We start from the raw sequence: 14052 nt of genomic DNA, 5'->3' as shown, positions 1-14052 counted from the left end.
CATGAGCATCGAAATCCGCAACATCAGCAAGCAGTTCGGCACCTTCCGGGCCTTGAACGACGTCAACCTGAACGTCGAGTCGGGCGAGCTCGTCGCGCTGCTCGGCCCCTCGGGCTGCGGCAAGACCACGCTGCTGCGCATCATCGCCGGGCTGGAAACGGCCGATGCCGGCAGCATCCTGTTCTCGGGCGAGGACACCACCGACGTGCACGTGCGCGAGCGCCAGGTCGGCTTCGTGTTCCAGCACTACGCGCTGTTCCGCCACATGACCGTGTTCGAGAACGTGGCCTTCGGCCTGCGCGTGAAGCCGCGCAAGGAGCGCCCGAGCGAGGCCCAGATCAAGTCCAAGGTGACCGAGCTGCTCAAGCTCGTGCAGCTCGACTGGCTGGCCGACCGCTATCCGCCGCAGCTCTCTGGCGGCCAGCGCCAGCGCATCGCGCTGGCCCGTGCGCTCGCCGTCGAGCCCAAGGTGCTGCTGCTCGACGAGCCCTTCGGCGCGCTCGACGCCAAGGTGCGCAAGGAACTGCGCCGCTGGCTGCGCCGGCTGCACGACGAGCTGCACGTCACCTCGATCTTCGTCACCCACGACCAGGAGGAGGCGCTCGAGGTGGCCGACCGCGTGGTGGTCATCAACAAGGGCCACATCGAGCAGGTCGGCTCGCCGCAGGAGGTCTGGGACCAGCCCGCGAGCCCGTTCGTCTATGGTTTCCTCGGCGACGTGAACCTGTTCCACGGCCGCGCCGACAATGGCTCGGTGCAGCTGGGCGACCTGCGCCTCGATTCGCCCGAGCACAGCGGCGCGCGCGACGCCAAGGCGCTGGCCTACGTCCGTCCGCATGACCTGGATGTGACACGCCACGTGCCGGGCGCGACGAGCGGCATCGTCGCCACGCTGGCGCGCGCGATCGTCGTCGGTCCGATCGCGCGGCTGGAACTTGAACCCGTCGACACGAATCCAGACAATCCGGGCTCCGGAACCATCATCGAGGCGCAACTCCCTGCGCAACAGTTCCGTGACCTGGGCTTGAAGGAGGGCGACACCGTGGTCGCCACGCCGCGCAAGGCCAGGGTGTTCGTAGAAGAGGATTGGGTGTCTCCTTGATCGATTGGTACTTCGGCGCGCCGCGCCGCGCTTACGGCCTGATCTGCCTGGCCTGTGTGCTCATGCTGGCCTTCGGGCTCTACCTGCAGCACGTGGTGGGGCTCGAGCCCTGTCCCATGTGCATCGTCCAGCGTTATGCGCTGGTGCTGGTGGCGCTGTTCACCGGGTTGGCCGGGGCCTTCCGCGGCCGCGCGCTGCAACTCGGCGGCGGCTTCCTGGCGCTGCTGGCCGCCATCGGCGGTGCCTACACGGCCGCCTCGCAGAGCTGGCTGCAGTGGTATCCGCCCGAGGTGGTGTCGTGCGGGCGCGACCTCTACGGCATGATCGAGACCTTCCCGCTCAAGCGGGCGCTGCCGATGATCTTCCGCGGCGGCGGCGACTGCTCGAAGATCGACTGGTCGCTGTTCGGCCTCACGCTGGCGAACTGGTCCTTCATCGCCTTCACGGTGCTGTCGGTCCTGCTGCTGGTGCTGCTGTTGCGCCGGCGTCCGGCGCGCTGAGCGCGGCATTCGCCGCATCGGCCTCCCAAGGCGGACCGCGGGTCCGCCTTTCGTCTTTGTGGCGCCCGTCACGGTGATGTAGGCGGTGAGGGCGGAGTAACCCCGCGGCGGAACTCCGCCTTTAGGAACGCTTCAGACAGCGGGACTAGGATGACCCCATCCCTCATGCATCGCGACCCGGCCGCAGAGCCCGGCGAATGCATCCCCCGCCCGTTCCACTCCCTTCCCGCTGCATGCCCCAGACTCCGCCCCGGCGTTCGCGCAAGCTCCTCTACGGCATCCTGGCCCTCGTCGTGCTCGGCATCGCGGCCGCGATCGTGCTCACGCCGGCCAAGAAACCCGAATACCTGACGGCGACGGTGCAGCGCGCCGACCTCGAGAACGCGGTGCTGGCCACCGGCGTGCTGCAGGCGCTCAAGCAGGTGGAGGTGGGCGCGCAGGTCACGGGCCAGCTCAAGTCGCTCAAGGTGTCGCTGGGCCAGACCGTGAAGAAGGGCGACTGGCTGGCCGAGATCGATCCCGCGATCTCGCAGAACACGCTGGCGCAGGAACAGGCCCGGCTCGACAACCTGCAGGCCCAGAAGGTGGCGAAGGAAGTGCGCGTCAGGCAGGCGGAGCTGGCCTGGGCGCGCCAGCGCGAGATGCTGGCGCAGGACGCCTCGGCGCGGCAGGACATGGAGAGCGCCGACGCCGAACTGCGCGCGCTGCGCGCCGACGCGGTGTCGCTCGACGCGCAGATCCGCCGGCAGCGCCTGGCCGTGTCCTCGGCCCAGACCAACCTCTCGTACACCCGCATCATCGCGCCCATCGACGGCGACGTGATCTCGATCAAGACGCTCGAGGGCCAGACCGTGGTCGCTTCGTTCCAGGTGCCCACGCTGATGACACTGGCCGACCTGTCGACGATGACGATCAAGGCCCAGGTGTCCGAAGCCGACGTGGTGCGCGTGCGCGCCGGGCTGCCGGTCTACTTCACCATCCTCGGCGACCCCGACAAGCGCTACCACGGCACCCTGCGCGCGGTGCAGCCCTCGCCCGAGAAGATCAACAACGCGGTGTTCTTCAACGCGCTGTTCGACGTGCCGAACCCCGACCGCACCCTGCGCGTGGACATGACGGCCCAGGTCGCGATCATGCTCGGCGAGGCGAAGCAGGCGCTGACCGTGCCGCTGACCGCGCTCGGCAACCGCGACAAGGAGGGCCGCTACGAGGTGCGCGTGCTCAAGGCCGACCACACGCCCGAGACGCGCAAGGTGCGCACCGGCATCACCAACAACTTCCAGGCCCAGGTGCTCGAGGGGCTGAAGGAAGGCGACCAGGTCATCACCGGCGACGCCTCGGCCGTGGAGCCGCGCGAGGGCGAGGCCAACGGCGGCGAGCGCCGCGGCAAGGGCCCATGACGCAGCCGCCACGGCAGGCCCTGCTGTCGCTGCGCGGCATCGGGCGCAGCTTCCCCTCGGGCGAGACGCGGGTGCAGGTGCTCGAGGACGTGAACCTCGACATCGGCCACGGCGAGATGCTCGCGATCGTCGGCGCCTCGGGCTCGGGCAAGTCGACGCTGATGAACATCCTGGGCTGCCTCGACCGGCCCAGCAGCGGCAGCTACACGGTCTCGGGCCACGACGTGGGCACGCTCGACAGCGACGCGCTGGCCGAGCTGCGGCGCGAGCACTTCGGCTTCATCTTCCAGCGCTACCACCTGATGCAGCACCTGACGGCCACCGGCAACGTCGAGGTGCCGGCGGTGTACGCGGGCACCGACGGCGCGGCGCGCGAGGCGAGGGCGCGGCAGCTGCTCGCGCGCCTGGGCCTGGACGACCGCGGCGACCACCGGCCGAGCCAGCTCTCGGGCGGCCAGCAGCAGCGCGTGAGCATCGCGCGCGCGCTGATGAACGGCGGCGAGGTGATCCTGGCCGACGAGCCCACGGGCGCGCTCGACAGCCGCAGCGGCCAGGAGGTGATCGCGATCCTGCGCGAGCTGCATGCGCAGGGCCACACCATCATCATCGTGACCCACGACATGCAGGTGGCGAGCTGCACCGAGCGCATCATCGAGATCGCCGACGGCCGCATCGTGGGCGACCGGCCCAACGTGCCGACCGTGGCCGCGCCCGAAGCCACCGGCGCCGCCGAGGTACCGCGGCCCGTGACCCGGCCCGCCACGGGCGGCCGGCTGAGCACCGGCTGGTCGCGCTTCGCCGAGGCCTTCCGCATGGCCTGGCGCTCGATGATGTCGCACCGCATGCGCACCGCGCTCACCATGCTGGGCATCGTGATCGGCATCACCTCGGTGGTCTCGATCGTGGCGATCGGGGAGGGCGCCAAGCGCTTCGTGCTGTCCGACATCCGCGCCATCGGCACCAACACGCTCGACATCTATCCGGGCCGCGACTTCGGCGACGACAAGGCGCAGAGCATCCGCACCCTGGTGCCGGCCGACCTGCAGGCGATCGCGGCGCAGCCCTTCGTCCACAGCGTGACGCCGGCCACCATGCGCAGCCTGCGGCTGCGCTACCGCAGCATCGACATCAACGGCAACGTCAACGGCGTGAGCGACAACTACTTCGCCGTGCGCGACGTGCAGATGGCCAGCGGCATCGCCTTCAACGCCAACGACGTGCGGCACCAGTCGCAGGTGGTGGTGATCGACCAGAACACGCGCCGCAAGCTGTTCCCCGAGGGCGTGGATCCGCTCGGCAAGATCATCCTGGTCGGCAGCCTGCCGTGCACCGTGATCGGCGTGGCGCAGGAGAAGAAGAGCATGTTCGGCGAGAACAAGCAGCTCAACATCTGGCTGCCCTACAGCACGGCGGCGAGCCGGCTGTTCGGCCAGCAGCACTTCGACGGCATCACGGTGCGCATCCGCGACGAGCAGCCGACCAAGGCGGCCGAGGACGGCATCGTGAAGCTGCTGACCCTGCGCCACGGCGGCAAGGACTTCTTCACCTTCAACATGGACAGCATCGTGAAGACGGCCGAGCGCACCAGCCAGTCGCTGACCCTGCTGCTGTCGCTGATCGCGGTGATCTCGCTGGTGGTGGGCGGCATCGGCGTGATGAACATCATGCTGGTGTCTGTGACCGAGCGCACGCGCGAGATCGGCATCCGCATGGCGGTGGGCGCGCGCCAGAGCGACGTGCTGCAGCAGTTCCTGACCGAGGCCGTGCTGGTGTGCCTGGTCGGCGGGCTGATCGGCGTGCTGCTGTCCTATGGCATCAGCTTCCTGTTCTCCCTGTTCGTGAAGCAATGGCAGATGATCTTCTCGCTCGGTGCCGTGCTGTCGGCCTTCTTCTGCGCCTCGCTGATCGGCGTGCTGTTCGGCTACCTGCCGGCGCGCAATGCGGCGCGGCTCGATCCCATCGAGGCACTGGCCCGTGAGTAAGGCGCGCCTGCTCCCCCTGGCCCTCGTGGCCGCGCTGCTCGCGGCCGGCTGCACCGCGTTCCAGCCCGAGCGCCGGCCCGAGAAACCGCTCGCGCTGCCCGCGGCCTGGCAGCAGCCGCAGCCGGGCACGGCCAGCGCGGCGGCGGTGTTCCCGGCGAAGTGGTGGTCGGCCTTCGGCGATCCGCGGCTCGATGCGCTGGTCGACCAGGCGCTGCGGGTCAACAACGACCTCGCGGCCGCCGGCATCCGGGTGCAGCGCGCGCAGCTGCAGGCCGGCCTGGCCGACACCAACCTCACGCCCGGCGTGGTCGGGCAGGCTGCCACCAGCCGCGGCTACGACCTCAAGCGCGGCGGCGTCGCGGGCTCGAGCTCGAGTTCGCTCGTGACGCTGAGCTACGAGCTCGACCTCTGGGGCCGGCTCGCGGCGGTGCGCAGCGCGGCCGACTGGGAACTGAAGGCGACCCAGTCCGACCGGCAGGCCGCGGCGCTGGCGCTGGTCGCCACCACCGCCAATCTCTACTGGCAGACCGGCTACCTGAACCAGCGCATCGCGCTGAGCGAGGCCGGCATGGAGGACGCGCGGCGCATCGTGGCGCTGGTGCGCGCGCGCTACGAGGCCGGCGCTGTGTCTGGCCTCGATGTGGCGCAGGCCGGCCAGAACCTCGCGAGCCAGGAGGCGGCGCACACGCAGCTGCTGCAGCAGCGCGTGGAAACGCGCAACGCGCTCGCGATCCTGTTCGATCGTCCGCCCGAGGTGGCGGCCGAGGAGCCCGCGAGCCTGCCCGACGTGGCGCTGCCCGCCATCGAAGCGGGCCTGCCCGCCAGCCTGCTGGGCCGGCGTCCCGACCTGCGCGCGGCCGAGCAGCGGCTGCGCGGCGCGGTCGCCAATGTCGACGCGACGCGCACCGGCTTCTATCCGGCGCTGAGCCTCACGGGCTCGCTCGGCACTTCGAGCACGGCACTGGGCGAGCTGCTGCGCAATCCGGTCGCGACGCTGGGCGCGGGGCTGGCGCTGCCGTTCCTGCAATGGAACACGGCGCGGCTGACGGTGGCGGTGTCGCAGAGCCAGTACGAGGAAGCGGTGGTGGGCTTCCGCCAGGCGCTGTACACGTCGTTGTCGGAGGTGGAGAACGCGCTCTCGTCGCGCACGCAACTGCGCGACGAGAGCGCGAAGCTGGCGGTGGCGCTGGAGCTGGCGCAGCGCGCCGAGCGGCTGTCGGAGGTGCGCTACCGCGCGGGCGCGACCGCGCTGCAGCCGGTGCTCGATGCGAAGGACCGGCGGCGCGCGGCCGAGGTGTCGCTGGCGCAGAACCGGGTCAACCAGCTCAACGCGACCATGACGCTCTACAAGGCGCTCGGTGGCGGGCCGCTGGAGTGATTCGTCAGGGCTGGAACGGCGGCGCGCCGCGCAGCTTGCGCCAGAGCAGGCCCGGCAGCCGCAGCACGAACTCCACCATGAGCCGCGTGTGCATCCAGGTCAAAAGCACGTTGTCGCGTCCGTAGCGGAAGTGCGAAACCCCACCTTCCTCGGCCGTCAGGTACTTGACCGGCGCGTCGATGTTCACCGGCTTCACGCCGCGCCAGGCCAGCCGCACCACGGCCTCGGTGTCGAAGTCGAAGCGGCGCATCCAGGGCTGGCGCTGCATCACCGCGATCAGGTCCTGCACCGGGTAGACGCGAAAGCCGTAGAGCGAATCGCCGACGCCGGCGAACAGCGTCTCGAGCTGGGTCCAGCCGTTGGAGACGCGGCGCCCGCGCACGCGCAGCAGCGGCGCGCTGGCATCGAACACCGGGCGGCCCAGCACCATGGTCTCGGGCCGGGCCAGCGAGGCCTGCATGAAGGCCGGGATCAGCGGGGCCGGGTGCTGGCCGTCGGAATCCATGGTGAGCGCGTGCGTGAAGCCCGCGTCGCGCGCCGCGCGCAGCCCGTGCAGCACCGCCGCGCCCTTGCCCTGGTTCTCGGGCAGCAGCCACACGCGCAGGCCGGGGCGGTCGGCCGCCATCCGCTGCAGCCGCTCGCCGGTGCCGTCGTCGCTGCCGTCGACCACCACCCATACCGGGCTCCATTGCGCGAGCGCCGCCTCGACGGTGGAGAACAGGCGCTCGCCCGTGTTGTAGCTCGGGATCAGGACAAGGTGGGTGCGCGAGGCGTCTGGCATTCGGGAGAGTCGGCGTCGGCGGCGCGCCGTTCGAGCTGGTGGCGGAAATATTGTTCGAGGTCCGATTGCAACACGTCGCTGTCCTGCGTCGGCGCGAAGCGCTGGCCCAGGCGCAGCTTGAACACGATCGGCAGCGGCGGCACGCGCCAGATCGGCCAGCCCTTGCCGAGGTAGGGCGAGTCGGTGTCGATGAACACGGTCTGGATCGGTGCCTGCGCGAGCTTGGCGATCAGCGTGACGCCGGGGCGGAACGGATTGAGCGGCGGCGTGACGGTGCGCGTGCCCTCGGGAAAGATCACCAGCTGGCCGCCTTCGCGCAGGTCGGCCACCGCCAGCCGCACCATGGTGCGTGCCGATTCGTTGCTGATATAGCGTGCCAGCCGCGCGCCCGCGCCCAGGAAGATGTTGTGCAGCAGCTCGGCCTTCATGATGCAGGCGCTGCGCGGCAGCCGCGCCACCAGCAGCAGCGCGTCGAGCATGGTCGGGTGGTTGGCCACGAAGATCACGCCGGGCTCGTCGCGCAGCGCGTCGAGGCAGCTCGCGTCGATGCGCATCATGCCGGTGACCGAGGCCAGGCCCCAGAAGGCGCGGTAGGCGAATGCGATGGTGGCGCGGCCCAGCGCGCGCGCCGGCTTCACCGGCATCACCGGGTAGATCAGCATCGCGAAGGCGTTCCAGACCAGCGAGATCAGGCCGAGGAACAGCAGCAGCGCATAGAGCATCAGCGCAAGCGGGACGGCCGTGAGAATGCGCAGCACGCGGAGGATCATCGGGAAAGGGTGGGGGCTGCCGTTCGAGCGTCAGTCCCGCCGCCGCCCGGGGGCGGTGGCATGGGCTTCGATCTCGACCAGCAGGTCGCCGCGGCAGATGTCGGCCTCGAGGTATACCGCGCCGCGCACCATCGGCGCGTCGGACCCGAGCGCGTCTTCGAGCACGCCGCGCACGGCTTCCAGATCGGCCGGGTGGCGCACGTAGACCACGCTGTCGAGCGCGGCCAGCGAGAAGCGCGCCGATCCCTGCGCGTTGGCGGCATTCACCACGGCCTCGAGGTTGCGCAGCGTCTCGCGGGTCTGCTCGCGCACGTCGCCGCGGTGCACGGTCTCGTGGCCGACGATGCTCGCGGTGCCCGAGATGAACAGCGCGCAGCGGTCGTCGCCGATGTCGGCCAGCGCCGCGCGCGAGAAGGTGGGCGCGCGCGGCCCGTAGGTCGAGGGATAGCGGTAGGCCGAGACCTGGCGCGGGTTCTCGATCGGCAGCGGTGCGCGGCGCCCGGCCAGGAAGCGGACCGACAGCGCGCCGCGGTGGATGCCCAGCGCGCAGGCGGCCGGAGCGCCCTCGAAGGCGGCGCGGCCGGCCTCGAGGAAGGCGTCCTGCCGGCCCAGGTTGAACTGGCGGTAGCGTTCGAGCCCGCCGCCGTCGCCGTTGATCTGCGGCAGGTAGTTCCAGATCCGCAGCGGATGGGCGATGCCGCTCTGGTCGAGCGTGGCGAACAGGTCGCGGTAGGCCCGGTGCGCCAGTTCGGCCAGGCCCTGCTTCTCGACGCTTTCGTCGAGATCGATCGCGCCGAGCAGCCAGTGCTCGTCGGCGCGCCAGCGCACGAGGCCGGTGCGGCCGGTCCGCACGGCCGGCCCTGTGGCATGCCAGACGTCGGCGACGGCGCCGCGTGCCGACAGCACGCTGGCGTCGACCGGCGGCATCCAGTCGATGCGCTCGGGCGTGCCGTAGCCGATGGCGGCGAAGGGTGCCGGCCCGTCGGCGGCCAGCGCGAGGCTGTCCCTGAAGGACAGGCGCTCCACGCGCAGGGAGGAGGAAGAAGAGGGTGTTTCGCCCTGGAAGCGCACGATCAGGAAGCCTTTGCGAGGGGATCGGGGCCTGCCTGCGGGCGGTCCGCCCCGGTCGCGCGGGGCGCGTGGCGGGTGGGCGGCAGCGTCGGATGTCCCGACCCGGCGAAAGGCAATGGCGTCATCGAGGGATTATCACCAAAAGGTTTGACCGGTCCGCCCGGCCGCGGCGCCGGTCCGTTGTGCGCGCCGGACAGTAAACTCGCAACCTGCTTCGAAAACACAGGACAGCGAGAGAAAAGCCATGGCCGGACACAGCAAATGGGCAAACATTCAGCACCGGAAGGGCCGGCAGGACGAAAAAAGAGGAAAGCTCTGGACCCGCGCCATCCGTGAAATCATGGTGGCGGCCCGGGCCGGCGGCGGCGACCTGAGCGCCAACCCCCGCCTGCGGCTGGCGGTCGAAAAGGCCAAGGCGGTCAATCTGCCGGCCGACACCGTCAAGCGCAACATCGACAAGGCCACGGGCAATCTCGAAGGCGTCAATTACGAAGAGATTCGTTACGAAGGGTACGGCATCGGCGGCGCGGCGATCATCGTCGACACCATGACCGACAACCGCGTGCGCACCGTGGCCGAAGTGCGCCACGCCTTCGCCAAGCACGGCGGCAACATGGGCACCGAGGGCTCGGTGGCCTTCCAGTTCAAGCATTGCGGCCAGTTCGTCTTCGCCCCGGGCACCGATGAAGACAAGGTGATGGAAGTGGCGCTCGAGGCCGGCGCGGAAGACGTCGTGACCGACGACGACGGCGCCATCGAGGTGATCACCGCGCCCGGCGACTTCGAGGCGGTGAAGAACGCGCTCGAGGCGGCGGGCCTCAAGCCCGAGGTGGCCGAGGTCACGATGCGGGCCGAGAACACCGTCGACGTGACCGGCGAGGACGCCGCGAAGATGCAGAAGCTGCTCGACGTGCTCGAGGACCTCGACGACGTGCAGGATGTCTATCACAACGCCTCGCTGTCCGAATGAGGGCCGGCACCCGGCAACGGCAATGATGGAAAGAACACAGCGTATGAAGGCCCGAGAATGAAGGTACTGGTGATTGGGGGAGGGGGCCGCGAGCACGCCCTGGCATGGCGGCTGGCGCAGGCCGTGCGGGTCAGCCGCATCTACGTGGCGCCCGGCAATGGCGGAACGGTCACCGATCCGCGCTACGACGGCATCGACATCACCGAGCCCGCCGCGCTGCGCGAGTGGGCGCTCAAGGAAAAGATCGCGCTGACGGTGGTCGGCCCCGAGGCCCCGCTGGCCGCGGGCGTGGTCGACGAATTCCGCGCGCACGGCCTGCGCATCTTCGGCCCGACCAAGGCCGCCGCCCAGCTCGAGAGCTCGAAGGCCTTCTCCAAGGCCTTCATGAAGCGCCACAAGATCCCGACGGCCGAGTACGAGGCCTTCACCGACGCCGCCGCGGCCCATGCCTACATCGACGCCAAGGGCGCGCCGATCGTGGTCAAGGCCGACGGACTGGCCGCCGGCAAGGGCGTGGTCGTGGCCATGACCGCGCAGGAAGCGCACGACGCGGTCGACTTCATGCTGGTCGACAACAAGTTCGGCGTGTCGCACAACGAGGGCGGCGCCCGCGTCGTGATCGAGGAGTTCCTGCAGGGCGAGGAAGCCAGCTTCATCGTGCTGTGCGACGGCAAGAACGTGACCGCGCTGGCCACCAGCCAGGACCACAAGCGCCTGCTCGACAACGACGAGGGCCCCAACACCGGCGGCATGGGCGCCTACTCGCCCGCGCCCGTGGTCACGGCCGAGGTGCATGCGCGCGCGATGCGCGAGATCATCCTGCCGACCATCCGCGGCATGGAGAAGGACGGCATTCCCTACACCGGCTTCCTCTACGCCGGCCTGATGATCGATGCGCAGGGCCATCCCAAGACGCTCGAGTTCAACTGCCGCATGGGCGACCCCGAGACCCAGCCGATCATGATGCGGCTGAAGTCCGACCTGTTCGAGGTGTTCTGGCACGCCACCGACGGCACGCTCGACCAGGTCGAGCTGCAGTGGGACCGCCGCGTCGCGCTCGGCGTGGTGATGGCCGCGCACGGCTACCCGCTCTCGCCGCGCAAGGGCGACCGCATCGACGGCATTCCCGCCGAGGCGCCCGATGCCGTGGTGTTCCATGCCGGCACCACCGTGAAGGACGGCGAACTCCAGACCAGCGGCGGCCGCGTGCTCTGCGTGACCGTGCTGGCCGACAGCGTCAAGCTCGCGCAGCAGCGCGCCTACGAGGTGGCGGCGCGGGTGCGCTTCGACGGCGCCCAGTACCGCCGCGACATCGGTTTCCGCGCCGTGCAGGCGCGCGGCCACGGCACCAACGGTTGATGCAGCGGCCACCCTCCGATCCCCAGGCGGTCGGCGACTATCTGCGCGGGCTGCAGCAAGCCATCGTCGCCGCGATCGAGGCGGCCGATGGCGGCACCGCGGTGCGCGATGCCTGGCACAAGGCGCCCGACGAGCCGCTGCAGGGCAGCGGGCTCACCTGCATCCTCGAGGGCGGCGAGCTGTTCGAGCGCGCGGGCTGCGGCTTCTCGCAGGTCCGCGGCCCCAAGCTGCCGCCTTCGGCCACGCAGAACCGGCCCGAGCTGGCCGGCGCGCCCTTCGAGGCGATGGGCGTGTCGCTGGTGTTCCATCCGCGCAACCCCTACGTGCCGATCGTCCACATGAACGTGCGCATGCTGGCGGCGCTGCCGGCCGGCGGCGAGCCGGTCTGCTGGTTCGGCGGCGGCATGGACCTCACGCCCTGCTACGGCTTCGAGGAAGACGCGGTGCATTTCCACACCGTCTGCCGCGATGCGCTCGCGCCCTTCGGCGAGGACAAGTACCCGCGCTTCAAGACCTGGTGCGACGAGTATTTCTTCCTCAAGCACCGCAACGAGCAGCGCGGCATCGGCGGCATCTTCTTCGACGACTTCGCCGAGGGCGGGGTCGACAACGGCTTCGCGCTGATCCGCTCGGTGGGCGATGCCTTCCTGCCGGCCTACCTGCCGCTGGTGGAGCGCCGCCGCGGCATGGCCTGGGGCGAGCGCGAGCGCGCGTTCCAGCTCTACCGGCGCGGCCGTTACGTCGAGTTCAACCTCGTGTGGGACCGCGGCACGCACTTCGGGCTGCAGTCGGGCGGCCGCACCGAATCGATCCTGCTGTCGATGCCGCCGCAGGCGAGCTGGGCCTATCGCCGCGAGCCCGAGCCGGGGTCGCCCGAGGCGGCGCTCTACAGCGACTTCATCGTGCGTCGCGCGTGGCTGCCGTGAACGCTTCGAGGAACGCGCCGCGCATCGGCGTGTTCGGCGGCGCCTTCGATCCGCCGCACAACGCCCACGTGGCGCTCGCGCGGGCGGCGCTCGAGCAACTGGGCCTCGCCGCGCTCTACGTGTTCCCGACCGGGCATGCCTGGCACAAGGTGCGCGAACTCACGCCGGCGAAAGACCGCCTCGCGATGGCGCAGCTGGCGTTCGGCGACATCCCGGGCGTGGTCGTCGATTCGCGCGAGATGCTGCGCGACGGCCCCACCTACACCATCGACACCCTGCGCGAACTGCAGCAGGCGCGGCCCGATGCCGAGCTGGTGCTGGTCATGGGCGCCGACCAGGCGCGGGCCCTGCCGAGCTGGCACGGCTGGCAGGATATACTCGCGGTCGCTACTATTTCTGTAGCGTATCGCGCACTATCGACGGCCGACACCGCCCGTTTTGATCCGAATACACTGCCCGGCCTCCCCGCCGGCGCGCGTTTCGAGGCGCTAGAACTGCCTGCCATGGACATCAGCGCCACCGACATCCGGCGGCGTGCGTCGCTGGGCGAGGAGATTTCCTCGCTGGTTCCGCCCACGGTTGCACGCTATATTGACCAACACTTCCTCTATCGCCCTGCCTGATGACCACTGAAGCCGCCGCCAAGAAAGACACCCAGAAACTCCAGCGAGCCATCATCGATGGGCTCGAAGACGTCAAGGCGCAGGACATCCAGGTTTTCGACACCGAGCATCTCTCGCCGCTGTTCGAGCGCGTGATCGTGGCCTCGGGCACCTCGAACCGCCAGACCAAGGCGCTGGCCGCGAGCGTGCGCGACGCGGTGCGCGATGCCGGCTTCGGCAAGCCGCGCGTGGAGGGCGAGGAAAACGGCGAGTGGATCATCGTGGACTGCGGCCAGGCCGTCGCGCACATCATGCAGCCGGCGATCCGCCAGTACTACCACCTCGAGGAAATCTGGGGCGACAAGCCCGTGCGCCTGAAGCTCGGCGCGAGCAAGCCCGCGCGCGCTTCCGAGGACAAGAAGGAAACCAAGCCCGCGGCCGCCAAGGCGCCGACCTCGCTGCGCCGCGCGAGCGCCGCCAAGACCGCGATCCGTGCCGCCGAGCGCGAGGCCAAGGAAGCCAAGGCCGCGCCGAAGAAGGCGGCCGGCAAGACCGCCGCCAAGACCGCCGCGAAGAAGGCACCGGCCAAGAAGGCGCCCGTGGTGGTGGTCGGCAAGCCGGTGGCCAAGAAGGCCGCCGCCAAGAAGACCGTTGCCAAGCCCGCGGCGAAGAAGGCGCCCGCGCGCAAGACCGCTTCGCGCAGCGCATGAAGCTGCTGGTGGTCGCAGTCGGGCAGCGCATGCCCGACTGGGCACAGACTGCCTGGGACGACTACGCCAAGCGTTTCCCGCCCGAACTCAAGCTCGAACTGCGCGCGGTCAAGACCGAGCCGCGCGGTTCCAAGTCGCTCGAGACCCTCTACGCCGCCGAACGCGAACGCATCGAGGCCGCCATCGCGCGCGGCATGCGCATCGTGGTGCTCGACGAGCGCGGCACCGCGCTGACCACCAAGGCCCTGGCCGCGCGGCTGCAGAGCTGGCAGGGCGAGGGCGACGACGTCGCGCTGGTGATCGGCGGTCCCGACGGGCTCGACCCGGCCTTCAAGGCCGCGGCCCACGAGCGCATCCGCCTGTCCGACCTGACGCTGCCGCATGCGATGGCGCGCGTGCTGCTGGTGGAGCAGCTCTACCGCGCATGGTCGGTCAACGCGGGCCATCCCTACCACCGCGAATGAGCGGCGCGCGAGGGCCTCGCCACGTCCTCGCATCGAC

General features: G+C 70.2%; 14 protein-coding genes. 11 read left to right on the top strand and 3 right to left on the bottom strand.

The genetic code is table 11. The annotated features are described in order from the left end of the window. Position 1: 1 nt before the first annotated feature. The 5 genes from KV106_RS02355 (at position 2) to KV106_RS02335 (ending at position 6362) form a co-directional block, all read left to right on the top strand. Complete coding sequence (locus KV106_RS02355; RefSeq protein ID WP_057593361.1) at positions 2-1102, top strand: sulfate/molybdate ABC transporter ATP-binding protein; 1101 nt, start codon at positions 2-4, stop codon at positions 1100-1102. Next, positions 1099-1602 (top strand): disulfide bond formation protein B, encoded by a 504-nt coding sequence (locus tag KV106_RS02350; RefSeq protein WP_261205909.1) that lies wholly within the window; start codon positions 1099-1101, stop codon positions 1600-1602. Before KV106_RS02355 ends, KV106_RS02350 begins: the two co-directional genes overlap by 4 nt. A 233-nt stretch (positions 1603-1835) precedes the next feature. Continuing rightward, positions 1836-3002, top strand: coding sequence for a macrolide transporter subunit MacA (gene macA, locus KV106_RS02345; RefSeq protein ID WP_261205907.1), 1167 nt, complete (start codon positions 1836-1838; stop codon positions 3000-3002). Beyond that, positions 2999-4984 (top strand): macrolide ABC transporter ATP-binding protein/permease MacB, encoded by a 1986-nt coding sequence (gene macB / locus KV106_RS02340; protein ID WP_261205905.1) that lies wholly within the window; start codon positions 2999-3001, stop codon positions 4982-4984. The genes macA and macB overlap by 4 nt, the downstream gene beginning before the upstream one ends. Next, positions 4941-6362 carry an efflux transporter outer membrane subunit gene (locus tag KV106_RS02335; RefSeq protein WP_409976471.1) on the top strand — a complete coding sequence of 474 codons (1422 nt, stop codon included), beginning with the start codon at positions 4941-4943 and terminating at the stop codon, positions 6360-6362. Before macB ends, KV106_RS02335 begins: the two co-directional genes overlap by 44 nt. 4 nt (positions 6363-6366) lie before the next feature. Here KV106_RS02335 and KV106_RS02330 read toward each other — a convergent pair whose 3' ends face one another. From KV106_RS02330 to KV106_RS02320, 3 genes are read right to left on the bottom strand one after another with little or no spacing between them, the layout of a single operon-like run. Next, entirely contained in the window at positions 6367-7143 is a 777-nt protein-coding gene (locus tag KV106_RS02330; protein ID WP_057593356.1) for a glycosyltransferase family 2 protein, read from the bottom strand. Further along, positions 7110-7913 carry a lysophospholipid acyltransferase family protein gene (locus tag KV106_RS02325; RefSeq protein ID WP_261205903.1) on the bottom strand — a complete coding sequence of 268 codons (804 nt, stop codon included), beginning with the start codon at positions 7911-7913 and terminating at the stop codon, positions 7110-7112. The genes KV106_RS02330 and KV106_RS02325 overlap by 34 nt, the downstream gene beginning before the upstream one ends. Before the next feature lie 30 nt (positions 7914-7943). After that, a complete protein-coding gene (locus tag KV106_RS02320) occupies positions 7944-8984 on the bottom strand; it encodes a chorismate transformation FkbO/Hyg5 family protein (RefSeq protein WP_261205902.1) in 1041 nt (346 codons plus the stop codon). Positions 8985-9228: 244 nt separating this feature from the next. Here KV106_RS02320 and KV106_RS02315 point away from each other — a divergent pair, with 244 nt between their 5' ends. Genes KV106_RS02315 through rlmH form a run of 6 tightly spaced genes read left to right on the top strand, consistent with a single transcriptional unit; the run spans position 9229 to position 14015 of the window. Beyond that, the gene (locus KV106_RS02315; RefSeq protein WP_261205901.1) at positions 9229-9954 is read left to right on the top strand and encodes a YebC/PmpR family DNA-binding transcriptional regulator; all 726 of its coding nucleotides are present in this window, start codon (positions 9229-9231) and stop codon (positions 9952-9954) included. Between the two features lie 57 nt (positions 9955-10011). Further along, positions 10012-11313 (top strand): phosphoribosylamine--glycine ligase, encoded by a 1302-nt coding sequence (purD, locus tag KV106_RS02310; RefSeq protein ID WP_261205900.1) that lies wholly within the window; start codon positions 10012-10014, stop codon positions 11311-11313. Beyond that, entirely contained in the window at positions 11313-12239 is a 927-nt protein-coding gene (gene hemF, locus KV106_RS02305; RefSeq protein ID WP_261205899.1) for an oxygen-dependent coproporphyrinogen oxidase, read from the top strand. The genes purD and hemF overlap by 1 nt, the downstream gene beginning before the upstream one ends. After that, positions 12236-12862 (top strand): nicotinate (nicotinamide) nucleotide adenylyltransferase, encoded by a 627-nt coding sequence (gene nadD / locus KV106_RS02300; protein WP_261205897.1) that lies wholly within the window; start codon positions 12236-12238, stop codon positions 12860-12862. Before hemF ends, nadD begins: the two co-directional genes overlap by 4 nt. Further along, the gene (rsfS, locus tag KV106_RS02295) at positions 12862-13551 is read left to right on the top strand and encodes a ribosome silencing factor (protein ID WP_261205896.1); all 690 of its coding nucleotides are present in this window, start codon (positions 12862-12864) and stop codon (positions 13549-13551) included. Before nadD ends, rsfS begins: the two co-directional genes overlap by 1 nt. Further along, entirely contained in the window at positions 13548-14015 is a 468-nt protein-coding gene (gene rlmH / locus KV106_RS02290; RefSeq protein ID WP_057593347.1) for a 23S rRNA (pseudouridine(1915)-N(3))-methyltransferase RlmH, read from the top strand. Before rsfS ends, rlmH begins: the two co-directional genes overlap by 4 nt. Positions 14016-14052: the final 37 nt, after the last annotated feature.

Origin of the sequence: Variovorax endophyticus (assembly GCF_025376855.1) — a bacterium.
In the GTDB taxonomy this organism is placed as follows: domain Bacteria; phylum Pseudomonadota; class Gammaproteobacteria; order Burkholderiales; family Burkholderiaceae_C; genus Variovorax.
Note: the sequence above shows the minus strand (reverse complement) of the source record. Positions and strands in the feature narration are given on the sequence as shown.

Bases quoted from the DNA above. Each gene is read 5' to 3' on its own strand.
- KV106_RS02355 (WP_057593361.1), top strand. From the start codon at position 2: ATGAGCATCGAAATCCGCAACATCAGCAAGCAGTTCGGCACCTTCCGG.
- macA (WP_261205907.1), top strand. From the start codon at position 1,836: ATGCCCCAGACTCCGCCCCGGCGTTCGCGCAAGCTCCTCTACGGCATC.
- macB (WP_261205905.1), top strand. From the start codon at position 2,999: ATGACGCAGCCGCCACGGCAGGCCCTGCTGTCGCTGCGCGGCATCGGG.
- KV106_RS02335 (WP_409976471.1), top strand. From the start codon at position 4,941: ATGCGGCGCGGCTCGATCCCATCGAGGCACTGGCCCGTGAGTAAGGCG.
- KV106_RS02330 (WP_057593356.1), bottom strand. From the start codon at position 7,143: ATGCCAGACGCCTCGCGCACCCACCTTGTCCTGATCCCGAGCTACAAC.
- KV106_RS02325 (WP_261205903.1), bottom strand. From the start codon at position 7,913: ATGATCCTCCGCGTGCTGCGCATTCTCACGGCCGTCCCGCTTGCGCTG.
- KV106_RS02315 (WP_261205901.1), top strand. From the start codon at position 9,229: ATGGCCGGACACAGCAAATGGGCAAACATTCAGCACCGGAAGGGCCGG.
- purD (WP_261205900.1), top strand. From the start codon at position 10,012: ATGAAGGTACTGGTGATTGGGGGAGGGGGCCGCGAGCACGCCCTGGCA.
- hemF (WP_261205899.1), top strand. From the start codon at position 11,313: ATGCAGCGGCCACCCTCCGATCCCCAGGCGGTCGGCGACTATCTGCGC.
- rsfS (WP_261205896.1), top strand. From the start codon at position 12,862: ATGACCACTGAAGCCGCCGCCAAGAAAGACACCCAGAAACTCCAGCGA.
- rlmH (WP_057593347.1), top strand. From the start codon at position 13,548: ATGAAGCTGCTGGTGGTCGCAGTCGGGCAGCGCATGCCCGACTGGGCA.